The organism is Bacillus sp. FSL M8-0063 (assembly GCF_038005545.1).
GTDB classification, from domain to species: domain Bacteria; phylum Bacillota; class Bacilli; order Bacillales; family Bacillaceae_G; genus Bacillus_A; species Bacillus_A wiedmannii.
Genome location: NZ_JBBOTJ010000001.1, coordinates 2,271,632 through 2,295,126, shown reverse-complemented (window position 1 = coordinate 2,295,126; position 23,495 = coordinate 2,271,632). Strand labels below are relative to the sequence as shown.

Here is a 23,495-nt window from a genome sequence, read left to right as displayed (position 1 = left end):
AAGATAAAAATGCACATTAAAGATCGAAGTTCGATTCATGAAAATAAAGGGGTAGAGGCGTTTTGGAAGGAGCAGTTATCTTCCGAGGTTCTCGATTTTTCTGTATTTAATAGCGGTTACCAACTAAATAAAGAAAATCCTTGCGAGCACGTTCAAGTCATAATGAATGTAGAGTTTAGTAAAAGTATACAAAAAATAATTAAGTCTCAAGATTTATTATTATTTAGCTGGTTACAGGCCGCGTTAAGGATTTGTTTGGCACACTATACAGATCAAGAAAGGATTACTATTGGTATTCCTGTAATTGAAAAGAATATTGAACAAAGCGAGAATCTTAATAAATTGATTCCTTTAGGAAATGAAATCCATCCGCATCACAGCTTTAAACAAGTAGTAAATCAGATTGAACAAAAGACTTTATTCGGGTATGAAAATCAGGAGTATCCGCTCTCTGAATTATTAATTAAACACAATTTAACTCCTTTTCAAATTGTTATTGGGATGGAAGGATTACATAACGAAAATTTGCTAGAAGAATATGCAGAGAATAATTTAGCCATCTGGATACAAAGAAAATGGAATGAAATACATAATGAATTTGAAATTCAAATTTCTTTCAAGTCTCATTCATTTTCTTCTTTGCAACAGTTTGCAAATTCATATCTTTATGTTTTAAAGCAAGTGTCAACAAATTCGAATTTGGCTGTGAAAGATATTTGTATCATTTCAGAAGAAGAGAAAGAATTGCTAGAAGAATTGAATCAAGGTCAGGCGGACATAGAATCGTCTCAATCATTTCAAGATTTGTTTGAGGAGCAAGTGTTAAAAACCCCAGATCAAATTGCTGTTGTTTGTAATAATCAATCTTTGACATATAGAGAATTGAATAAGAAAGCAAATCAATTGGCTTCTATTCTTCAAAGTAAAGGTGTTTCGAAAGAAAGTATTATTGGGGTTATGGTAGATCGTTCATTGGAAATGATCATTGGCATGGTGGGGATTTTAAAAGCAGGAGCAGCTTACTTACCTATCGATCCTAACTATCCAACTGAACGAATTGAATATATGTTACAAGATAGTCAAGCAAAATGTTTACTGAGCAAGCGAACAGAAGTAGAATTGCCACAATTTGCGGGTGAAGTGCTGTATCTTGATGAGGGGCATTTCTTCCAAGGTGAAGAAAGTAATTTAGTTCGAGAAAGTCATCCTAATGATTTGGCTTATGTTATTTACACATCAGGATCGACAGGAAATCCAAAAGGAGTAATGGTGGAACAGAAATCGCTTGTCCATTTTTTAAGTGTAATGAGAGAAAAAGTAAAAGATAATCAGTCATTCTTGTTTCTTGCTAGTGTATCTTTTGATATCTCCTTGTTAGAAATATGTCTGCCTTTAACACAAGGTTCGAAAGTAGTTATTGCTACAGAGGATCAGTTCGCAACAAAAGAATTAGCTTATTTGGTCAAAGAACATAAGGTGGATTTATGGGAATCAACGCCATCGCGAATGGAAGTGATTTTGAGTGATCCAGAAGGGGCAAGTTTTCTAAAAGATTTAAAATCTATTTTGTTAGCAGGAGAAGCATTTTCCATTGATTTGGTTGAAAAAATCCGATGCATCAGTGAAGCGACAATTTTAAATATTTATGGTCCTACAGAAACAACCATTTGTGCAACAGTAAAGGATTTGAGCTCTGCCAAAGAAGTTACGATTGGAAGTCCCAACCCGAATTATCATTCCTATATATTGAATAAGTATGGTCAATTAAAACCATTTGGAATTCCGGGTGAACTCTGCATTGGTGGCGTGGCGGTAGCACGAGGGTATCTTGGGAAATCTAAACTGACAGATGAAAAGTTTGTACCGAGTCCTTTTACAGCAGGAGAAATGATGTATCATACGGGTGATCTCGTTCGTTGGTTGCCTAATGGAGAACTTGAATATCTAGGTCGAATGGATCATCAAGTAAAAATTCGGGGATATCGGATTGAATTAAGAGAAATCGAAAGCCAGTTAAGGGAATATCCAGAAATAAACCAAGCTATCGTTGTTGATCAAGTATATGGAAATAGGAAATTATTAGCTGCGTACTATGTATCGGATAATAAGGTCTCTTTTGATGAAATCAGAAAATATTTAAGTGATAAATTACCTGAGTTTATGATTCCTGAAAAAATGATTCAGGTGGAAGAGATTCCGTTGAATCCAAATGGGAAAGTAGATAGGAAAAGGTTATTAGAGATAACACAAACAGATTATGTATCAATTCCATACGTTGCCCCGCGCAATGAAATTGAACAAAAATTGGTGCATGCATGGGAAAAAGTTATGGAGATTGAGGGAATTGGTATTCATGATAATTTTTTCGCACTAAAAGGAGAATCGATTAAAGCATTACAGGTAATAAATTTATTAAGAAAAGACTGTTTGAAAATAAGTACAACAGATTTTTTTAAGCACCCTACGATTGCTCAACTTAGTTCTTGTATAGAGGTAGAGCATAAAGAGGAAAGGTTTGAAAATAGACCAACTCATGTTAAAAATTTGTCTAAGCCATTTCCCTTAACAGAAGTTCAGACAGCGTATATGTTAGGAAGGAATTCACAGTTTGAATTAAGTGGTATTTCACCTCAAACATATTTTGAATATGAAACAGAATTGGATATCAATCGTCTTTCAAAAAGTCTTCAAAAGGTAATTTATCGTCATCCAATGTTGCGAGCTGTAATTTTACCAGAGGGAAAACAGCAAATATTAGAAAATATTCCTGATTACGAGATTGAAATAGTGAGCCTCATAGATTTAGATGATGGGAAACAAAATGCTCGCTTGCGAGAAGAACGTTCTCGAATGACTAACCATGTATTCCCTTTGGGGCAATGGCCTTTGTTTGAATTAAAAGCCTTTCTTGTAAAAGAAGACACGTATTTATTATGTTTTCGATACGATGCTTTATTAATGGATGGAGCTAGTATGAACATTGTTGGACAGGATTTGTTTCATTATTATTATAAACCAGAGCAAAGGTTAGAACCTCTATCTTTTGATTTTCAAGATTACATGTTTATCTATGATGAACTGGAACAAAGTACAGAATATAAAACAGCAAAAGATTATTGGACAAGTAAGCTTCCTGCCTTTCCGTTTGCGCCTTCTTTGCTGTTAAAAAAGGATCCGGCAGAGATTGCTACTCCTAAGTTTCAATCACTTACTAAGATCCTGGACAATGAAATATGGAAAAAGCTACGAAAGTTAGCACAAGAGAAAGAAGTAACTCCTTCGGCTCTGCTTTGTACAATATATGGTGATGTATTGGCATATTGGAGTAATCAACGTCGATTGGCAATTAATTTGACTGTATTTAACCGTTATCCTGTTCATGAAGAAGTAGAGCAAATTGTGGGAGATTTCACTTCACTCATCTTGTTGGATGTTGATGTGAATCCAGATCAATCTTTCTTTACTAGAGTAAAAGAAACGCAATCTACTTTATTAAATGGTCTCGAACATCGCCATTACGATGGAGTTAATTTCATTCGAGATTTTACTCGATATCATCAAATGACGCCAAAAGCAGTTATGCCAATTGTTTTCACCTCGATGTTAGCAGGTGCGGGGGCTTTTGCTTGGGAACAGCTTGGTTCACTTCGCCATATTCATGCTCGGACTCCACAAGTGTATTTGGATAATGTGGTAATTGAAAAAAATGGAGAGTTATTAATTAGCTGGAACTATGTTGAAGAATTGTTTGATGTTGATGTGATAGAAGCGATGTTTCACCAATTTGTTGACTTATTGGAACAATTAGTGAAACAAAGTGACGTAACATCTTTGCAGATGAAAGAGTCAGACCATGCTTTAATTGAGCAATACAATGAGACAACAGAAAAAATACCGTCGACTACTTTATATCAATTATTTACAGACCAAGTAAAACGTACACCGGATGAAGTAGCAGTAGTTTTTGAACAGGACTACTTAACATACTCCGAGCTTCATAAGCGCTCCAATCAAGTTGCGCACTTTTTAAAAGAACAAGGAATTGGTCTAGGTGACAAAGTTGGTCTTTTAGCACTAAGACGAGTTGACACAATTGCTAATATGATAGGTATTTTAAAAGCAGGTGCCGCTTATGTTCCAATTGATCCCGACCATCCTTCAGATCGCCAAACATATATTTTAGAAAATAGCTCATGCAAACTTTTATTAGAATCTAGTCTTTATGCAGAAAACCGCTTGTCATTATATACAACAGAAGATATGCCTGCTATTGCTGGTCCGGAAGATCTTGCCTATATTATCTACACTTCAGGAAGTACAGGAAAACCGAAAGGAGTAATTATTACTCACCAAGCGGTTACAAATACCATTCAAGATATTAATCAAAAATATCAGGTAAATGAAGATGATCGTATTATTGGTATTTCTTCTATGTGTTTTGACTTATCTGTATACGATATTTTCGGAACGTTAAGCACAGGTGCAATGTTGGTAATGATTCGTGACCCAAGAGACATGCAAGAATTAATCCGTACTGTCGAACGTAGAGGAATTACAATTTGGAATACAGTACCTGCAATTATGGATTTGGCATTAGATCAAGTAGGTTCTCATTTTGAACATTCTTCCTTGCGTTTAGTTTTACATAGTGGAGATTGGATTCCACTTTCTTTACCAGAAAAAATAAAACGACATTTTCCGATTGCGGAAGTAGTTTCACTCGGAGGAGCAACAGAAGCATCGATTTGGTCAATTTATTATCCGGTCAAACAGGTGGAATCGAATTGGAAGAGTATTCCATACGGGATACCTTTGGCAAACCAAACGTATTATGTGTTGAACTATGAAAAGAAAATGTGCCCTGTTGGTGTAATTGGAGATTTATATATTGGGGGAGTGGGCCTTGCTAAAGGATATTTAAATGATGAACAGAAAACAAATGAAGCATTTGTATCACATTCTGATTTTGGTCTTATTTATAAGACAGGAGACTGTGGAAAAATGCATCCTGAGGGATATATTGAATTTTTAGGCCGCCAAGATTATCAAGTTAAAATTCAAGGATATCGAGTAGAGTTAGAAGAAATCGCACATTGTCTTCTCACTTACAAACAAGTCGAACATGCAGCAGTGATTGATCAGACAGATGAGTATGGTATAAAATTTTTAGTCGCATATGTGGTAACTGAGCAAAATATTAGCACAACAGAACTACGAAAGCATTTGCGAGATCACTTGCCAGATTACATGATTCCTTCTTATTTTGTTTATTTGGAACAATTGCCCTTGACTCCAAACGGGAAATTAGATAGAAAAGCGCTCCCTACTCCGGAGAAACAAACAAATGAAGTATTTATTGCTCCAAAAACTGAAATGGAAAAAATATTAACTAGTGTTTGGCAAGAAGTACTCAAAGTAGATCGGATTGGAGTAAACGATCATTTCTTTTCCTTAGGTGGAGATTCGATAAAAGCGATTCAAGTTTCCGTCAGACTGTATAGACAAGGATTTGAGCTAGAGCCAAAAAATTTATTTTCATTTCCTATATTAGGAGACATGGTTCAATTTGTTAAAAAGCTTGATCATCTTCCAAATTCGCAAACAAGTGATGTAAACAAAATGAATGATAATAAAATTACATCACTAAATGTTAAAAACAAACAACTTAATCAACATACACTTATCAAAATACAAGAAAAAATGCCAGAAATAAAAATAGAACGTATTTACCCATTGGCACCTTTCCAGGAAGTTATTTATGAACATGCTGCGACTGAACCTGATACAAATGCATATTTCGAACAAACAATTTGGGCGCTTGAGGGGGAGCTGGATATTAATCTCTTTATTCAGTGTTTCCAACAATTAGTTGATCGTCATGATTCTTTAAGGACGATAATTGTGCAAGATGAACAAGCACAACCTTGGCAAGCTGTTTTACACGATGTTCAAATGATTTCAGAGATAAAAAACTTGATTGAGATGACGAAACAAGAACAGCAAGAATTCCTAGACCAGTGGATGAATGAAAATTCAAGTCAAGGATTCAAAAAAGATGAACTCATGACCCGTCTCTGTATATTCCAGCTAGGAAATAACGAGCATAAGGTGGTTTGGAGTTCCCATCATCTATTATGTGATGGTTGGAGCGTCAGCATTTTGATAGACGAATTATTCCAGCTCTATGAATTAATAAATGCGGGAACTACGGCAGAGTTACCTATGGTGAAACCTTTTGAGACATTCATAGATTGGACTGTAGCACGAGATCATGAGAAAGCACGTCATTTTTGGCGGGATTATTTATCAGGATACAATCGAAAAATTAGTATTCCTAAAAAGAAAGTATCAACTCAAAGTGAAGGGTTAAATTTCACATTTATGGATTTAATATTAGATAAGGATTTGACTAATCAGTTACAGACATTTGTAACTAAAAACAATATAACTATGAATTCGGCATTACTAGCTGTATGGGGAATATTGCTTGGCAAATACAACGGAATGAGAGAAGTAGTATTACCTAATCTAGTATCAGTCAGACCTCCCGAAGTAGAAGGGATTGAAAATATGTTCGGTCTGTTCACAAATGTTTTGCCTATCCGACTAGCATGGACAGAAACGCAATCTTTTGTGGACTTCCTGCAAAAAGTACAACTAGAAACATTGAAATGTAATGAGTATGCATACTATTCATATGTTGATATACAAAAACAAAGTGAATTAAAAACTGAGTTGACTGACCATCTTTGGGTTTTTGAAAACTATCCGACTAACTCAGCTATCTTTTCTTCAAATGAAAACAGAAATTTTGCCATCACAGATTACGAAGTTGTTGATGAGCCTCATGTAAAGTATGGAATTATGTGCTTCCCTGAAGAGAAACTTACAATAAAGTTTGGATATGATCAATCCGTATATGAAGCGGAGAAAATACAGGAAATATTGAATCACATCCATCAGTTAATCAATAGGATTCTTCAAAATCCAATACAGGCAATCGGTGATTACAAATTATAAAAAATGAAAAGGCGAGCAAGAACTCGCCTTTTTAAATAGAATAGGAGTAAACCAAATGACAAAAAACTTGCAGTTATCAGCCGAAGAGATGCGTCAGTTAGGATATCAAGCGGTGGACTTGATTGTTGATCATATGAATCATTTAAAAAGTAAACCAGTTTCGGAAACGATTGATAGTAATATTTTTAGAGACAAGCTAATTGAAACGATTCCAGAAAACGGATCCAATCCAAAAGAGTTACTTCATTTTCTTAATAACAATGTGTTTAATCAAATTACTCATGTGGATCATCCTCATTTTATGGCTTTTGTGCCAGGTCCTAATAATTATGTTGGTGTAGTAGCAGATTTTTTAGCAAGTGGGTTTAATGTATTTCCTACAGCTTGGATAGTAGGTGCAGGTGCTGAACAAATTGAATTAACGACAATCAACTGGTTAAAATCAATGCTAGGATTCCCTGATTCAGCTGAAGGGCTATTTGTCAGTGGCGGTTCCATGGCTAATTTGACTGCACTTACTGTAGCGAGACAGGTCAAGCTGAATAATGACATAGAAAATGCCATTGTGTATTTTTCTAACCAAACTCATTTTTCTGTAGATCGAGCACTTAAAGTATTAGGTTTTAAACATCATCAAATTTGCCGAATTGAAACAGATGAAGATTTAAGAATTTCAGTTAGTACTTTAAGAAAGCAAATAAAAGAAGATCGATTAAAAGGGAAAAAACCATTTTGTGTTATTGCTAATGCAGGGACAACGAATTGCGGAGCGGTGGACTCCCTCGATGAATTGGCTGATCTATGTGGTGATGAAGATGTATGGCTACACGCGGATGGTGCTTATGGGGCTGCAGCAATTCTCAGTGAAAAAGGAAGGGAGTTATTAAGAGGAATTCATCGTGCTGATTCTTTGACATTAGACCCGCATAAATGGCTTTTTCAGCCTTATGATGTTGGTTGTGTACTTATTCGAAATAGCCAATATTTAAGTGAAACGTTCCGTATGATCCCAGAGTATATTAAGGATACGGAAACTAATATAGAAGAAAAAGTGAATTTTGGGGAGCGTGGAATTGAACTTTCTCGTAGATTTAGGGCATTAAAGGTATGGCTTTCTTTTAAAGCATTTGGAGTCACAGCTTTTCGTGAGGCAATTGATCATGGTATTATGTTGGCTGAACAAGTTGAAGAGTTTTTAAGGAAAGAAAAAGATTGGGAAGTAGTAACACCTGCCCAATTAGGAATTGTTACTTTTCGTTATATTCCTTGTAAGCGAACGTCTACAGAAACAATTCATGAAATAAACAAAAAACTGGTGGAAGAAATTAATCAAAGAGGATTTGCTATGCTAAGTACGACTAAATTAAAAGAAAAAGTAGTAATTCGACTTTGCTCTATCAACCCGAGGACAACATTAGAAGAAATACTTCAAATCATGATGAGCATTAAGGCGTTGGCAGAGGAAATAAACACATCGCCTAAACATCTTATATCTGTTTCTCAACCTTGATATATTAGGTGAATTTTACATATTAATAGCCGATTCTAAATGAGAATCGGCTATTATATTTACGGAGTGTTTTTCTTGTAAAGGGATTAGGCCTCAACCTTAGATACTCTTTTGAAACCAGTCCTTACTGCTTGTACCATTTCGTTCACAGCGTAAATAGATACATCGGCATTTGGATTTAATCCTTCAAACCAGTGATAAGAATTTGGATATAAATGAAATTCGACATCAACACCAGCTTGCGCTAGTTTGCTTACATAGGTCAATGTTTCACTACGGAATGGATCTAATTGACCAACAAATGTATAAGTATATGGCAAATCACTATAATCCTCTGCTCGAGAAGGTGCTGCATAGGCAGGGATATGATCCGCTCCATACATTTCTCCTAAATACATTTTCCAACCAGCTTCATTTGCCTTCTGATTCCAAACAAATCCCTCTTTAATTTCATTGGCTGAAGGTGTATTATTTCGATCATCAATCATTGGATAGAGTGGCATTTGTAAACAAATCGAAGGATATTTTCGATCTCGGGCTAATAATGATAATGCTGCTGTTAGTCCACCTCCAGCGCTTACTCCTGCAACCCCAATTCGATTCGAATCAATGTTTAATGACTCTGCATTATCAGCAATCCATTTTAAAGCTGAATAACAATCTTCAATTGGTGCTGGGTAAGGATGTTCAGGAGCTAAGCGGTAGTCTACAGATACGACCACACAGCCAGCTTCTTTTGCAAACCTCATACAAGTATCATCGTTATCATCTATAGACCCTAAGATATAACCACCACCATGTATCCATAATAAGACAGGTAAAGATTCATGATTTGATTTTGGGCGATAAATTCTTAATGGTAACGAATTAGCATCTGGTCCAACAATGACTTCATCTGTTAACGAAAGGGAGTCATCAACAACGGTAGGTGGTCTCATTTGAGCTATTCCTTCTCTGATTGCTTGCAAGTTTTCCGGGCGTAAATCGAGATCTGGAAACATCTCTAACCCTTGTAATAACTCTGGATTTACTCTTGTTTTCATTTTAACACCTCTATTTGTAATTGTTTTCAAATAAATGAAGTGTGTTCTAAGTAGTTTAATTGTGAAAGAACATCACAATTAAATTGTAAATTGGATATGCGATAACAGTCAACAGAATATTAGGAAATTAAAACCTTTCTCAAGAAGGAGTTTCAAGTAACCAATAATACAAGTAGTGGATCTAGGAGCAAAGTGTTTTCATGTCGTTGTATTTATGTACACTTAGTTTTCTAATTAAACCAAGTGATAATCCTTTTATTTTAATGACATATTGCAAGTGATACCTATTTGAATTCATACTCGGAATGAATTAATACATTTTCATTCCTTAATATATAATTCAGGGAAATACTCATGGGCAGGCATTAATATAGGAGAACAGTACAAATTAAAATAACTGTTTAAAAAAAATCCTTTTATTTGGCTAAAAAAGGAGTAGATTCAAGCATGGATTTGTATGCTTTCATTCAATGCTAGCTAAGGCCAAAACCTCCTTGCCAATATTCAAAAACGATTACGTTTTTGGATTCGTGTTCCGGTTTTTCTTGACCAGGTCATTGAATAACTACACATAAACTCCTTATATCTCTAGATAAACTACCGATTAGCTCCATATAGACTCTAGATAACCTATATAGAATACAAGTTATCAAGGAGGTAAGAAAAAATGAATTTTATGAAACGTGCAATTCTCAGTATGAAAAAAAGGATAGGAACATCATTAATTTTGATGGCAGTTTTTCTGATTGTTACAAATTTGGTTCTTTCAGGGTTCACAATCCAAAATGCATCAAAAAAAGCTGCGGATGCAGCAAGAAAAAAACTAGGTGCAGATGTTACTTTAAGTCTTGATTTTGACAAATTAGGTCAACAAGCTCGAGAAACTGGAGAGATGCCTAATCCACCGAAGCTTAAAACAAAAGAAACAGATCAATTAGCGAAATCCAAGTATGTAAAAGACTATAATTACATAGCTAACACTTTCGGTATTTCTGATGGACTTAAACTAGTAGGAGCTTCAGAAGGAGAAGAAGAAGGAAAAGGTAAAGTGGGAATGGCGGCTGTGCGAGGCGGTTCAAGCTCTGGTACAGAAATAGATATGAATGCTTCTTTTATGATTGAGGGGGTCCGCAAGACTGCATTACAAGAAAGCTTTAAAAACGGAAAAAGTAAAATCATTGATGGAAAACCAATTACAGAGCAAATGAAGGATCAGAATGTAGCTTTAATGGAAAAACGATTAGCGGAATTAAACAATTTGAAAGTAGGAGACAAAGTTAAAGTGCAATCAGGGGATAAGAAGGAAACCCTCGAGATTGAAATTATCGGTATTTACGAAACGAATGAGCAAGCAATGGGTCAACAGGCTCCTCCTATTATGGATCCAGCTAATAAACTATATATGCCGCATTCAACTATGAAAAAATTAGAAGTAGACCAAGGTATAAGTAGTGTTCAAGTCGTGTATTTCTTGAATGATCCAAAATATATTGATGCATTTAAAAAAGAAGCAAAAAAATCTAATATTGATTTTAATTATTATAAATTAGATGCACATGATTCATTGTACAAACAAATGATTGGTCCTATCGAAAATATTTCTTCTACTTCTCAAATGATTATTTATATTGTATCAATTGCAGGTGCGATTATATTAGGGTTAATCATTATGCTATCAATTAAAGGACGTCGTAAGGAAATGGGAATACTGTTATCTATTGGAGAGAAAAAATGGAAACTGATGGCGCAGTTCGTAGTAGAAGTAGTATGTGTCGCTATTTTAGCATTTGGATTATCCATAACAACAGGAGCTAAGGTTTCTCAATATATCGGGGATAATTTACTTTCGAGTGAAATCGCTACAACAAGCGAAGAAACGGACACCATGCGAAATAATAGTACTGTAATGATGTCTGGACCTGGTGGTACGCTACAAAATCAAAAAGAAGATCCAATTGATAAAATTGATGTAAGTGTAACAGGAGAAGATGTAGGGAAAATGGGGGGGGTTGGACTAGCTATTGCTATAATAGCAACGCTTCTTCCAGCATTATCAATTCTACGTTTAAATCCAAAACAAATTCTTTTAAAAGATGAATAAGGAGGCATAATATGGAAACGATTTTACAATTTAAAAATTTGGATTATTATTATGAAAGTAATGGAAAAAATGTAGCGATACTAGAGAATGTTAACTTTTCTTTTCAAAAAGGGCATTTCTACACGATTTTAGGACCATCTGGATCTGGTAAAACCACAACGCTAAGTTTAGGTTGTGGACTAGATGTCCCTAAAAATGGTTATGTACTGTATAATGGCAAAGATATTAGAAAAATTGGTTTGGATCGATACCGTAATCAAAATGTATCTGTAATTTTCCAATCTTATAACTTAATTACCTATATGACAGCTCTTCAAAACGTCTTAACAGCAATGGAAATTACAGGTGTTAAAGTGAAAAATAAGACGGTAAGGGCATTAGAGTTATTAGAGAAAGTAGGACTCACAGAAGCTGAAGCGAAACGAAATGTCCTGCAACTAAGTGGTGGGCAACAACAGCGTGTAGCAATTGCTCGAGCACTATCTTGTAATGTTGATTTACTGATTGCAGATGAGCCGACAGGAAACCTCGACGAGGAAACCACAATGGATATAATAGAACTGTTTCAAGAACTTGCACATAAAGAGAATAAATGCATTATTGTTGTGACGCACTCACAGGAAGTTGCTAAAAAATCAGATCGTGCAGTGTATTTAAGTAAGAAGAAGTTGGTCGTAAATGAAATCTAATATAAACATCGTAGCTGTTCAATTCACATAATTTTCAAAATTTAGCTCGTTCAAAAGCTTATATTTGATTTATAATAAAATCAAGCCATAATCAAAATGGTCTCCCTGTACTGAATGTTAAAATAGTTTGTTGTTCCCTTTTTAATAATATTTGAAAAAGAACTTGTAGGATATTCTACAAGTTCTTTTTCTTATAATTGGTTACCTATATCATGGGATAATCACACATAAAAAACGGGACATTACCTAGATATATAATCTAAATGCTGTCCCGTTTAACTGTGTATCTGTATAGTTATTGCAGAATTAAACCTACAATCATAATTAAACTAAATACTATTATCCAACCAAACGCACAATAGCCAAAAATTCTAATCCATTTAGGTAATTGATTCATGTTAATTTTATTTGAGGGAACTCCCTGCATAGAAAACATCATTTTTTGATCTCTATCTCTATTATTTTGTTGTTCATACATAACATCATAACCTTTCCAGAACTATTGTGTTTATAGTATATCAGCCTGAAGAAAATTATGTACAGAATACAAGGGGATAACTTAATATTATGTGGTGAATTTTATAAATACTGAAAAAGAGCCCTACATAAATAAGATTATGTTTCTTCAAGTATTAACTTGCTGGATATGCATTAGAACCAAGATAGCGTTCTTTTATAATTTGAAGATGATGAAGCTCATGACCAGCAATGATGTATGACCTTTGGTCTTATTTGCATACGAATCATCCTTTATGTTTTATATTTAATCTTTACATATAGCTTATCATAAAAGAATTCCAAATTAATCTGAAAAATGGAGGCAAATATGCATTTTTCATCTTCCTTTTCAGTTGCATAGATGAAATGCATCTCAAATAAGAGAATCTAATTTGCTGCTAAGCGGAATTTTGTTTTTTTGCTGTTATAGTAGAAGGTGAATATTTAAGTTGGATACAGTTTGTCACTACTTATGACAATCGCAATTTAAGAAGTAGCATATATCATTAAATCAAAAGCCTGTTAATAAGTTTATACTTACTACAAAAACAAACAAACTCTCCTTTAAATAGGACGAGTTTGTTTGTTTTTGTGTTTAGATAATGGAATACGCATGCTAAATTGCACACTATGTTCCATATTTTTTATTGAATACTTTATATCTAGTCTTTCAAGAATTTGTTTAACAATATATAGACCTAAACCACTTCCTCCGGTATTTCGATTCCGAGATTTTTCAATTCGATAAAATGGTTTGAAAATTTGTTGTATATCTTCATCTTTAATATTGATACCTGTATTTATAATTTGCATTTTAATTTGACCTTGTTTAGAATCCTTACTTAACTTTATATAGACTTTTTCATTATGTGGTGAATACATAACTGCATTATGGATAATATTTTTACATGCTTTTTCAAAAAGAACACGATCTGTATAAACAGAAAGGTCAGAGTCAATTTCTTTTATTATTTGGATGCTTTTTTGAGAAGCGAAAAATTCGAGATCTTTTGTGATTGTACCTATTAACTTTGAAAGATTAATTTCTTCTATTTTTAGTTTAAAAGTGTGTTGTTCTAACTTTGACATACTTAAAATTTCACGAACTAGTTGTTCCATACTTTCAATAATTTGATGATTTTTCTTTAAATATTGATCACGATTTTGATAAGGGCCAATATTGTATATCATCCCTTCTAAGTATCCTTTCATTACAGTAAGAGGGGACTTTAATTCATGTGCTACAATTGCAAAAAACTCTCTGCGTTTTGTTTCTATTTCTCTTTCTTTTTCAATATCATTTTTTAATTGTTCATTTGCTTTTTTTAAATCAAACATAGCTTGTTGTAAGTTAATAGACATGTCATTCAAACTATTAGATAATTCTCCTAACTCATCTGTAGAACGAACCTCAATTTTTTCGGAGAAATCTAAATTTGCCATCTTTTGTGCACCCTCATTAATATAAATAAGTGGCTTTGTAATAAACCTGGAATAGAAATAAGCACTCCCTATACCAATTACGATCACAATGATACTAATATAGGGGAGAAAACGCACTAATACTTGCGAAGCTTCATCAATCGGTTGAAATGTTGCGAACACTACAAGCGTTAAACTACCATCTTGGAATTGAATTGGTTCCGTAACATTATATGAATTGCTAATGGTACCTGCATTCTCAAATCGTGCTGCTTTAGTAACTACTGTTGTTTGTGTACCACTTTGAATAAAAGAAAATGAAGGCGAGTAAATAATTATTCCTTCTTTATTTTGAAGCGAAAGCATCGCGTTATTTTTTTTTGCGTATTCATCAAAAAGTGGTATCGCATCTTGAAACGTAAGATCTTTGGACTTATCAATTATTTCTTTTATCCCTGTTTGAAGTTGATCTGTTTTGTATTGCTCATAAAACGTAGGGAGAAAGAAATATAAAGTTAAATAAATCAACACTGCAAAGGATAACAAAATGAGAGATGTAGTCATAAAGAGTTTATAAGTAATTTGCTTCATCTTCATGATTTTTACAATGCTATTCATCAATTTTATACCCAATACCCTTTATTGTTTTAATATAGGGGATGGCTAGTTTTTTACGTAGATTTTTAATATGCGTATCTATTATTCGTGTTTCTCCAAAATAATCGTATCCCCAAACTTTTTCTACGATATTTTCTCTTGTAAGTACTTTTCTTTCATTTTGAAATAGTAGTTGTAGAATTTCGAACTCTTTTGTCGTTAACAAAATTTCAACATCAGTTACATATACTCTATATGCATCAACATCAATGCGCACTTCTTTAAATACCAAATGATTATTTACATTTTTATCATAACTTCTTCTAAGTACAGCTTCGACTCGTCTAATCAAAACATGAAACGAAAAGGGTTTTGTTATATAATCATCAATCCCAAGATCGAACCCTTTCATTTGATCTTCCTCTTCTTCTAACGCAGTTAGCATAATAATTGGTATGTTTGACTGACTTCGAATCATTTTAGCAACTTCAAATCCATTAAGATTGGGCATCATTACATCTAGAAGAACTAAATCAAAGGATTGCTTATTAAATTGTGTCATACCCTCTAGTCCATCTGAAGCAACTACCACTGTATACTGTTGTGTCATTAAAAATTGTTTAATTAATTCCTGAATTTCTTGATCGTCCTCAACCACGAGGATATGATAGTTTTTCATAATATCACCTCTGGTAGTCATTATAGCCGTACTATCTGTAGTTTATGTGGAGATACAGTAGGAAACTTCATAGGACGTTTAACGTATTAACTCCATTTTCAAGATTCTGTATTCTCCATAAAAAAGTATTATTACCCATATTCCTTTTTTATGGAGAAATATTTGCGTGCTTGAAAAAACTTATCATATAAAAAGCTGAACGATAATATTTACAAAAAAACTAATGTATAATAATGTAAATTGTATGTAGTTTTTTAACTGTTTGAAAATATACTTTCGATACTTTACTAGAAGGAGAAAGGGAGATGAATTTAAATATAAAAGAAGCCAGCGAAATTCTAGAGCGTACGCCACAAACTTTGTAGTTTTTTTGCTAATTTAGTAAAGGCCCAAGGTGCGAACAAGGGATTATTAAATCATGTGAGAAAGGTTGTGAAATTATTTGATGGGTTATAAAGCGATGCTGTTTGATTTAGATGATACGTTACTTGATAGGGATAAGGCAGTAGATAAATTGTTTTTATTTGTTTTAGAAAAGTGTTATGAGGATGTTAGTGATACAGTCAAAAACAATATGTTACAGAAATTCAAAGAATACGATAAAAGGGAATACGGCATTAGTGATAAAACGATAGTTTTAGAATCATTATTTAATGAATTCGCGCCGAAATATAGATTGCCACACAATTATATCCAAGATTTTTGGAATGAAAATTTCCCTAAATGTTTTTCAATAGACCAAAATACTATTCATTTCTTAAATCATATAAAGAGGCACTTTAAAATTGGAATTATAACAAATGGCTCAACGCATAGACAAAAAGCTAAAATAATTAACACGAATTTAAACAATTACTTTGATACGATTATTATTTTTGAAGAAGTAGGATTGAGTAAACCTGATAAACGTATATTCGAACTAGCGTTAAATAAGCTAAATGTACAGCCGAAAAATACTTTATTTGTTGGGGATGACTTAGAAAAGGATATTGCTGGTTGTCAAAATGCAAATATAAATGGAATATGGTTTAATCCTCATAGAATCACAAATAGGACTGAAATAAAACCGTATTCTGAGATTGATACTTTTGATAGTTTATTAAGTTACATTACTCCACAATATTTTTATAATAAGTGAAAATGCTATGGAGTGATCATTAAAAGGATTTCATTCACCGTAATATAAAAAATAAAAATAAACAGACACAGACACTTAAATCTCTTTCCGCTACCAATATTAGTATTTTCAAATGAACTAACAAAGCATGATATGAAAATTATGGAGGAGTGATACTATGGAAATAAAGAAAGTAGTAATTGACGGAATAAACATTGCGGTCATAAGAAATGAAAAAGTACTAATATCCGATGTTCAAACGGCATTGGATTTTATGGCAACAGTTCAATATGAGGTCGATGCGAAACATATTATTATCGACAAATCATTAATAAGCGAAAGCTTCTTTGACTTAAAAACACGGCTTGCGGGTGATATTCTTCAAAAGTTTATAAACTACAAGGTAAAGATTGCTATCATTGGAGATTTCTCTATGTATACTAGTAAAAGCTTAAAGGATTTTATTTATGAATGTAATAAAGGTAAAGATATTTTTTACTTAGCAACTGAACAACAAGCAATTGAAAAACTAAGTACATTAAAGCAATAATACCTCAGTAAAATATCCCTCTTTTTCACGTCACATATTATCTACAGCATATAAGAACTGATGTTTGTGATAAACTAAGAGGTGAATAAAGGGGGAATTTTCTTGAACAATTTTAATGACACAATCCGAAATTTAAACAACTTAGTTTACAAACCTAACAATTTAATGATTACGGATCTAATAGAAGAAAAGCAAAACGCAGAATATGTAGGATGTTTATTTCACTTAAATAAGAAAACTATCCGTTTTAGAGTATCAAAAATTACGCCTAATAAAATTGGTCAATTTGTTTCTTTTTGGGAAAAAGATGCAAATATGCAAAATCAAGCGTTCTCTTATGACGCTGCTCCTGACTTATTAGTTATCACTTGTATTAATGATAATAAACTAGGGCAATTTATTTTCCCTAAAGAAATTCTACTTAAAGAAAAAATATTGAAAACGCAAAGTCAAAAAGGAAAGATGGCTATGAGGATTTATCCGCTTTGGGATACTCCTGTTAGCAATCAAGCGAAAAAGAGCCAAATGTGGCAACTTCAATATTTTGTTGATTTAAGCAATCCTAATAATTTACCTATAGACAAACTATTAACTTTGTATTCGTAGCTTTTAGTTTTGTATGTGAATTTGTTGCCGTATCCCAAAGTATGATGTCTTTTATTTGAATTCTCATATTCAGTTATCTTATGATTTTTTTTGTACCGGTACAGTTAAACGAAATGTACATTGTTTCAGTACCCCATCAAAATTACAATCAGCATATACTATTTTAACTTATAACTTATTTAGGGGTGCTGTATATGACAAGATTACAAGATCAGCTTTTTACAAGATTGAACCTTGAAAAACGTGCGGAAGTAAAGTTTGAAGAATTAAATACAATTCTCTTTGCATTTGCACACACTATACCATTTGAGAATTTAGATGTTATAGCACGTAATGCGAATACAATTACTATGGAAAATTTACAGAATAAAATTTTAACTACATCCCGCGGCGGGCTTTGTTATGAATTAAATACTCTGTTTTACTACTTTTTAAAAGATTGTGGTTATGATGTACAACTTGCACTTGGAACCGTATATAAAAATGAAATCAACGCATGGGCACTTGAGGATGGACATATAACGATTATTCTAAAGTATGCTAACGAACGATACTTAATTGATGTAGGTATTGCTTCTTTAGTACCTCTGGTCCCTGTACCTTTTACCGGTGAGTCTATTTCCTCTAAAAATGGTACGTATCGAGTGAGACAAAAAGATACGAGTAAAGGAAATTACATTCTAGAAAGAAAAGATACGAACAGAGAGTGGAAAGTTTGTCATGCTTTTTATAATTGTATCATTGATGAGGCAGTAGTAAATGAGGTTCAAAGAAGAGTAATAGAAGATGAGAAATCTATTTTCAATAAAGGACCAATTGCAGTTAAATTGACGGACTTTGGCCATGTTTCTTTAACGAATACTAGTTTAACTGAAATGATTCATGGGGAAAAAACGAAACGTGAAATTACAGAAGAACAATATAGAGAGCTATTAAATACTTTATTTGCTATTCAGTTGTCATGAAACGAATAGCTAGCCGGTTCTTACACAGAATCGGCTATTTTATTAACTTTATTTTAAAACTACTATTAAAGTTTGATTTTCTAATTAGATATAATACACTAGAACAGTATGGAAAATTATAAATAATGATTTTGAATGTAAAGGAAGATTTTCATGTCAATTATTGATAAATTGAAACTTAATAAGTATACAAATATGGTCGTAATTCATGAACCTAGTGATTATGACATTTTTACAGGGAAAGAAACTGCATTTTCAAAAGAACACGATGCTATTTTTATTTTTGTAGAAACACTTGATGAGATGGTGAAACAAACGAATTATATTATTAATAATGAAGAATTACTAATTGAAAAAGGCTACATATTCTTCGCATATCCGAAAAAAGGTAATTCTCGTTACAGTACGTTTATTCACCGTGATGAGATGTTTCCTGCATTAAGCGTTGGCGAAGATGGGTATGTAGGACAGAGTGATATTAAATTTGCACGAATGGTAAGTATGGACGATGTCTTTACTGTTGTAGGCTTAAAGCGTGAAAAGAAAAAAGAGAAGAAAACGCCTACTATGAGTCAATGTGTTGCCGATTATGCAGATCGTATTAAAGATGTTGAAGCATTATTGGCTAATCATCCAAATGAACTTACGTTTTATCAAAGTTTAACACCTGGATATCAAAAAGATTGGGCACGTAATTTGTTTTCTGTAAAACAAGAAAAAACACGCGATAAACGTCTTGAGAAAATGATTGAAATCCTTTCACAAGGCTATAAAACAATTGAATTATTCCGTAAGAAGAAACAATAACGATAAGGAAAGTCACAATGATGCAACAATTAATTACACTTAGCACATTGAAAAAAGAATTCCTTTCAGTATACTAAAGTATGTTCTTATATTTAAATAATTAGCAAAAGAGAAAAGGTGTTTGAAATGAAATCGTATATTGTAGTTGGAGCTGGGATTTTAGGAGCGTCTACTGCTTATCATCTTGCTAAAGCAGGTGCGAACGTTACTATCGTGGATCGCCAACAATTAGGTCAAGCAACTGATGCAGCGGCTGGTATTGTATGTCCTTGGCTTTCACAGCGTCGTAATAAAGCATGGTATAAAATCGTTAAAGGCGGTGCACGTTACTATTCTTCGTTAATCCAACAATTAGAAGAAGACGGTGAAACGGATACAGGTTACAACCGTGTAGGTGCAATTAGTTTACATACTGACGAGAAAAAACTAGATCAAATGGAAGAACGCGCTTATAAACGACGTGAAGATGCACCAGAGATTGGAGAAATTACACGTTTATCAGCTGAAGAAACGAAAAAATTATTCCCAGCATTATCAGAAGAATACAGTTCTGTTCATATTAGTGGCGCTGCACGAGTAAACGGAAGATCATTACGTAACGCATTAATAAGTGCTGCGAAAAAACATGGTGCTACGTTTATAAAAGGAGATGCTATATTAGTTCGTGAAGGGAATCGTATTACTGGAGTTACAGTAAACGACGAAACAATTGTAGCAGAAAAGGTAATTGTAACTGCAGGCGCATGGGCGAATGAAATCTTGAATCCATTAGGAATTAATTTCTTAGTTACATTCCAAAAAGGACAAATTGTTCATTTACAAATTGAAAATACAGCAACAGAAAATATGCCAGTTGTTATGCCGCCAAACGATCAATACATTTTAACATTTGACAATGGTCATGTCGTAATTGGAGCTACCCATGAAAACGAAACTGGCTTCGATCATCGTGTAACAGCAGGTGGTTTACATGAAGTATTTCATAAAGCATTAACAGTTGCGCCTGGTTTAGAAGATGGTACTATGCTTGAAACGAGAGTTGGATTTAGACCATTTACACCAGGATTCTTACCTGTTATTGGACCACTGCCTAACTTTGAAGGTATTCTCATTGCGAACGGATTAGGTGCTTCAGGTTTAACTGCCGGTCCATATTTAGGGTCAGAGTTAGCTAAACTAGCACTCGGACAAACAATTGAATTAGATTTAAACGATTATGACGTTGCGGGTGCAATTGAATAATAAAAAAAGATTAGGATTCGCTCCTAATCTTTTTTATTTGGGGTAGCACGACATACCCATCAAGCTAATATTTTTAATTACTCCCATAAAAAAATTATGCATCGTTGACTACAGATAAGATGGTTATGTTAATTGAAGACAATTGATTTTAATCGCGAAATTTATATAAAAAAGATAAAATGGAAGAGTCTTTGAAATATTTAGATGAAAAAGTGGGCGAGATAATATAATTGGGTACAGCCGAGATACGTGTAAAAATAGGTCATAGACTTATATTTATTTCCATATATAAAATCAGCTTTTTCTTAATTATTAGGGGTCACCATACATCGTCATCAAATTAAGGAGACGATTTTCCTGAAAAATGGAAAAACGTTTGCAATAAGACTTATGATGAAATTAAGTTCTTGATATATCCCGTCAAGGATATATTATGAAACAGTGCTTAAATAAAGGAGTTGTATAAAATGAATGAAAAAAAAGATACAGAAATAAAACGCTCTTCAAAAGCAGAAAACATTCTATCTCAGATCAATAGTAAAACTAAGCTAGGCGACTTACGAAAAATCGCGAAGGACATTAAAAAAGATCACGTAATAGCTATGGAACTTTGGTCAACCGAAGAGTTTTTGCCCAGGCTATTAGCAATCTTAATTATGGACAAAAAACTTCTTTCACAAGATGTGCTAAATAAGCTTGATAAGGATATGCAGACTCACACTTTTGATGAGCGAAATAACTTAATGGATTGGTTAATGGCTAATCAGCTCACCAAAGACAAGAAGAAAATTGCATTAATGGAGTCATGGGAAAGTAGTCCTTCTGCTCTTCAAAGGCGAGCTTTTTGGTATTATCAAGGGCGATTGAGATGGACTGGACAAACACCGCCTGATAACACCGCAGACTTGCTATCTGCATTAGAAGCTAATATTACGCAGGAAGAACCGGAAGTTCAATGGGCTATGAACTTCACCGCAGGCTGGATAGGCGTTTATGATGAAAAGAATCGTGCACGTTGTATTAAACTTGGTGAGAAAACAGGTCTTTACAAAGATGTAATAGTAGCAAAAGGATGTACTCCCAGCTATTTGCCGGAGTTCATTACGATTGAAGTTAACAAACGACGAAATGATTATAATCATTAAGAAAGGGACGATCACAATGACGAAAGTATCTTATAGTGGTTTAAAATATGGAAAAAGTGATGTGGAAATAAAATTATTGGTGGATATACAAAATGATTGGTTTGAGGTAACACATACCAAGGAAGTGTCTCAAGTAATGAATAAATCAACAGGTAAATATATTATAGTAAATCGAAATACCTTGAAATGTGAGTTTGTTTCATAATACAAAGAAACTGTGAAACAACTAAATTTTATACAACTGACTATATCAGTCTCTTTATATCTGATCAGATAACAATAATCTATATGAAAATAGATAAATCAAAAGAATATAAATGAAACCCTTGATTTATCTACGTTGAGTAGAAAATCAAGGGTTTTTGGTTTGAAAAATGTCTTAGAATATAGTTTTCACAAAATAGTGGTAAGGTGATTTTTATGCATAAACAATGTCCGCTAATGCTTATTGCGTGATTTGGTTCCATTGCTACACAAACCCCTACATTTTTATTGCTTTTATCTTTCGTTGCGATAAATTAACTACTTTCAGAAATTCTAATTGGGGTTCCGCCACATGCCTATTAACCTAAGAATTCGGAAATACCCCCAATGCAGCAAGGTTTTTGAAGTTGTTTAATTCTTGTTGCACTAACGGCTTTGTTAGCTAATACTTTAATTCTTTTAATAACCTTTTGTTTAATTCCCATAATGCTGTTTTGTTACTATCCCATTTCAACAGCATTACTGCTTCCTCAAAGCATAACCATTTATAATTGAAGTGTTCTTTGGATAATGCAATGTTTTTTGTAGGAACTTTAACTCCAAAAGTAAATTCTTTTATTACATAAACATCTTCTCCCCAAATAAATCCTCCAACTACATCCTCTACTGGTAGTGAAGAAACAGAATCTAATTTTATATAGGGATATTCTCTTAAAATACCAGCCTCTTCAAAAGATTCTCGTTTTGCTGATTCAATAGGAGTCTCACCATCTTCTCCACCACCAGCTATTCCTTGCCAATAACCGTAATCACTTCGGTTAAAAATAGCATATTGAATAGAATCATCAGTTATTATATAAGGAAATATTAATACTTGATATGGCGCTCTCATTGCATAACCTCTTCCCGAAAATAAGCTTTAAATAAACATGAATAATTTTTAATTATTATATGGAGTGGGTGTTCTTTTGAATAAAAATACAACTGATAAAATAAAGATTACGGCCTTCAAACTCCCCCAATATGGATAAACAGCATGATCTGTTAAACTAGCATATTGAAAAATATTTTCTATACCGAAAATGCCTATTATGACTGCTAAGAGAAAAGTGGCTTTTCCAATAGTACTATTACGATAGAGGGTAAATAAGTATATTGCACATATAAGTGGTACGATGATTTGTAGTAAGATTGCCACGGATTGTCCCCCTAATTTATATTTTCTACTTATATTATACCGAGAAATGTAATAAAGAGGAATATAAGTTAATTGATGCTAAGTAGAAAACAGACTTGTATG

The 23,495-nt window shown here is 33.4% G+C and carries 18 protein-coding genes and 1 pseudogene; 12 read left to right on the top strand and 7 right to left on the bottom strand.

Annotated features, from left to right (window positions below):
• Nucleotides 1–9: 9 nt before the first annotated feature.
• The gene (locus tag MKX31_RS11515; RefSeq protein ID WP_340980861.1) at nucleotides 10–7,020 is read left to right on the top strand and encodes an amino acid adenylation domain-containing protein; all 7,011 of its coding nucleotides are present in this window, start codon (nucleotides 10–12) and stop codon (nucleotides 7,018–7,020) included.
• A 55-nt stretch (nucleotides 7,021–7,075) separates the two neighbouring features.
• Nucleotides 7,076–8,530 (top strand): pyridoxal phosphate-dependent decarboxylase family protein, encoded by a 1,455-nt coding sequence (locus MKX31_RS11510; protein WP_064475436.1) that lies wholly within the window; start codon nucleotides 7,076–7,078, stop codon nucleotides 8,528–8,530.
• An 86-nt stretch (nucleotides 8,531–8,616) separates the two neighbouring features.
• Here the strand turns inward: MKX31_RS11510 and MKX31_RS11505 are convergent, their stop codons facing one another.
• Nucleotides 8,617–9,573: an alpha/beta hydrolase gene (locus tag MKX31_RS11505; RefSeq protein WP_064475435.1), complete on the bottom strand. Its 957-nt coding sequence runs from the start codon at nucleotides 9,571–9,573 to the stop codon at nucleotides 8,617–8,619.
• Nucleotides 9,574–10,240: 667 nt separating this feature from the next.
• Here MKX31_RS11505 and MKX31_RS11500 point away from each other — a divergent pair.
• Together MKX31_RS11500 and MKX31_RS11495 are read left to right on the top strand one after the other, a co-directional pair.
• Nucleotides 10,241–11,674, top strand: a complete 1,434-nt coding sequence (locus tag MKX31_RS11500; protein ID WP_064475434.1) for an ABC transporter permease — start codon at nucleotides 10,241–10,243, stop codon at nucleotides 11,672–11,674.
• Nucleotides 11,675–11,685: 11 nt separating this feature from the next.
• Nucleotides 11,686–12,363, top strand: coding sequence for an ABC transporter ATP-binding protein (locus MKX31_RS11495; protein ID WP_064475433.1), 678 nt, complete (start codon nucleotides 11,686–11,688; stop codon nucleotides 12,361–12,363).
• A 295-nt stretch (nucleotides 12,364–12,658) separates the two neighbouring features.
• Here MKX31_RS11495 and MKX31_RS11490 read toward each other — a convergent pair whose 3' ends face one another.
• The 4 genes and pseudogenes from MKX31_RS11490 to MKX31_RS11475 all read right to left on the bottom strand — a co-directional run bounded on the left by MKX31_RS11490 (nucleotide 12,659) and on the right by MKX31_RS11475 (nucleotide 15,559).
• On the bottom strand, nucleotides 12,659–12,841 hold the full coding sequence (locus tag MKX31_RS11490; protein WP_000273229.1) for a hypothetical protein: 183 nt from the start codon (nucleotides 12,839–12,841) through the stop codon (nucleotides 12,659–12,661).
• Nucleotides 12,842–12,995: 154 nt separating this feature from the next.
• Nucleotides 12,996–13,082: pseudogene (locus MKX31_RS11485) on the bottom strand (DinB family protein); the annotation flags it as partial.
• Nucleotides 13,083–13,425: 343 nt separating this feature from the next.
• Complete coding sequence (locus MKX31_RS11480) at nucleotides 13,426–14,901, bottom strand: sensor histidine kinase (RefSeq protein ID WP_064475431.1); 1,476 nt, start codon at nucleotides 14,899–14,901, stop codon at nucleotides 13,426–13,428.
• Nucleotides 14,894–15,559 carry a response regulator transcription factor gene (locus MKX31_RS11475; RefSeq protein WP_046959592.1) on the bottom strand — a complete coding sequence of 222 codons (666 nt, stop codon included), beginning with the start codon at nucleotides 15,557–15,559 and terminating at the stop codon, nucleotides 14,894–14,896. The genes MKX31_RS11480 and MKX31_RS11475 overlap by 8 nt, the downstream gene beginning before the upstream one ends.
• A gap of 445 nt (nucleotides 15,560–16,004) precedes the next feature.
• On the opposite strand from MKX31_RS11475, the gene MKX31_RS11470 reads away from it, so the two are divergent.
• The 8 genes from MKX31_RS11470 to MKX31_RS11435 all read left to right on the top strand — a co-directional run bounded on the left by MKX31_RS11470 (nucleotide 16,005) and on the right by MKX31_RS11435 (nucleotide 22,196).
• Nucleotides 16,005–16,697: an HAD family hydrolase gene (locus tag MKX31_RS11470; protein ID WP_242288816.1), complete on the top strand. Its 693-nt coding sequence runs from the start codon at nucleotides 16,005–16,007 to the stop codon at nucleotides 16,695–16,697.
• A 157-nt stretch (nucleotides 16,698–16,854) separates the two neighbouring features.
• On the top strand, nucleotides 16,855–17,226 hold the full coding sequence (locus tag MKX31_RS11465; protein WP_064475428.1) for a DUF4180 domain-containing protein: 372 nt from the start codon (nucleotides 16,855–16,857) through the stop codon (nucleotides 17,224–17,226).
• A gap of 102 nt (nucleotides 17,227–17,328) precedes the next feature.
• Nucleotides 17,329–17,832, top strand: coding sequence for a MepB family protein (locus MKX31_RS11460; protein WP_064475427.1), 504 nt, complete (start codon nucleotides 17,329–17,331; stop codon nucleotides 17,830–17,832).
• A gap of 194 nt (nucleotides 17,833–18,026) precedes the next feature.
• Nucleotides 18,027–18,797: an arylamine N-acetyltransferase family protein gene (locus MKX31_RS11455; protein ID WP_098111186.1), complete on the top strand. Its 771-nt coding sequence runs from the start codon at nucleotides 18,027–18,029 to the stop codon at nucleotides 18,795–18,797.
• A gap of 153 nt (nucleotides 18,798–18,950) precedes the next feature.
• On the top strand, nucleotides 18,951–19,604 hold the full coding sequence (locus MKX31_RS11450) for a YdeI/OmpD-associated family protein (RefSeq protein ID WP_000022224.1): 654 nt from the start codon (nucleotides 18,951–18,953) through the stop codon (nucleotides 19,602–19,604).
• A 126-nt stretch (nucleotides 19,605–19,730) separates the two neighbouring features.
• Nucleotides 19,731–20,846: an NAD(P)/FAD-dependent oxidoreductase gene (locus MKX31_RS11445; protein WP_000844362.1), complete on the top strand. Its 1,116-nt coding sequence runs from the start codon at nucleotides 19,731–19,733 to the stop codon at nucleotides 20,844–20,846.
• Nucleotides 20,847–21,313: 467 nt separating this feature from the next.
• Nucleotides 21,314–21,991, top strand: a complete 678-nt coding sequence (locus tag MKX31_RS11440; RefSeq protein WP_064475423.1) for a DNA alkylation repair protein — start codon at nucleotides 21,314–21,316, stop codon at nucleotides 21,989–21,991.
• 16 nt (nucleotides 21,992–22,007) lie between these two features.
• On the top strand, nucleotides 22,008–22,196 hold the full coding sequence (locus tag MKX31_RS11435) for a hypothetical protein (RefSeq protein ID WP_048560902.1): 189 nt from the start codon (nucleotides 22,008–22,010) through the stop codon (nucleotides 22,194–22,196).
• A 441-nt stretch (nucleotides 22,197–22,637) separates the two neighbouring features.
• On the opposite strand, the gene MKX31_RS11430 is transcribed toward MKX31_RS11435, so the two are convergent.
• Nucleotides 22,638–23,087: an NUDIX hydrolase gene (locus MKX31_RS11430; RefSeq protein WP_088046681.1), complete on the bottom strand. Its 450-nt coding sequence runs from the start codon at nucleotides 23,085–23,087 to the stop codon at nucleotides 22,638–22,640.
• A gap of 48 nt (nucleotides 23,088–23,135) precedes the next feature.
• Entirely contained in the window at nucleotides 23,136–23,393 is a 258-nt protein-coding gene (locus MKX31_RS11425) for a hypothetical protein (protein WP_088046682.1), read from the bottom strand.
• Nucleotides 23,394–23,495: the final 102 nt, after the last annotated feature.

Coding starts and splice junctions, on each gene's coding strand:
- MKX31_RS11515 (WP_340980861.1), top strand. CDS start 10: ATGCACATTAAAGATCGAAGTTCGATTCATGAAAATAAAGGGGTAGAG.
- MKX31_RS11510 (WP_064475436.1), top strand. CDS start 7,076: ATGACAAAAAACTTGCAGTTATCAGCCGAAGAGATGCGTCAGTTAGGA.
- MKX31_RS11505 (WP_064475435.1), bottom strand. CDS start 9,573: ATGAAAACAAGAGTAAATCCAGAGTTATTACAAGGGTTAGAGATGTTT.
- MKX31_RS11500 (WP_064475434.1), top strand. CDS start 10,241: ATGAATTTTATGAAACGTGCAATTCTCAGTATGAAAAAAAGGATAGGA.
- MKX31_RS11495 (WP_064475433.1), top strand. CDS start 11,686: ATGGAAACGATTTTACAATTTAAAAATTTGGATTATTATTATGAAAGT.
- MKX31_RS11490 (WP_000273229.1), bottom strand. CDS start 12,841: ATGTATGAACAACAAAATAATAGAGATAGAGATCAAAAAATGATGTTT.
- MKX31_RS11480 (WP_064475431.1), bottom strand. CDS start 14,901: ATGAATAGCATTGTAAAAATCATGAAGATGAAGCAAATTACTTATAAA.
- MKX31_RS11475 (WP_046959592.1), bottom strand. CDS start 15,559: ATGAAAAACTATCATATCCTCGTGGTTGAGGACGATCAAGAAATTCAG.
- MKX31_RS11470 (WP_242288816.1), top strand. CDS start 16,005: ATGGGTTATAAAGCGATGCTGTTTGATTTAGATGATACGTTACTTGAT.
- MKX31_RS11465 (WP_064475428.1), top strand. CDS start 16,855: ATGGAAATAAAGAAAGTAGTAATTGACGGAATAAACATTGCGGTCATA.
- MKX31_RS11455 (WP_098111186.1), top strand. CDS start 18,027: ATGACAAGATTACAAGATCAGCTTTTTACAAGATTGAACCTTGAAAAA.
- MKX31_RS11450 (WP_000022224.1), top strand. CDS start 18,951: ATGTCAATTATTGATAAATTGAAACTTAATAAGTATACAAATATGGTC.
- MKX31_RS11445 (WP_000844362.1), top strand. CDS start 19,731: ATGAAATCGTATATTGTAGTTGGAGCTGGGATTTTAGGAGCGTCTACT.
- MKX31_RS11440 (WP_064475423.1), top strand. CDS start 21,314: ATGAATGAAAAAAAAGATACAGAAATAAAACGCTCTTCAAAAGCAGAA.
- MKX31_RS11435 (WP_048560902.1), top strand. CDS start 22,008: ATGACGAAAGTATCTTATAGTGGTTTAAAATATGGAAAAAGTGATGTG.
- MKX31_RS11430 (WP_088046681.1), bottom strand. CDS start 23,087: ATGAGAGCGCCATATCAAGTATTAATATTTCCTTATATAATAACTGAT.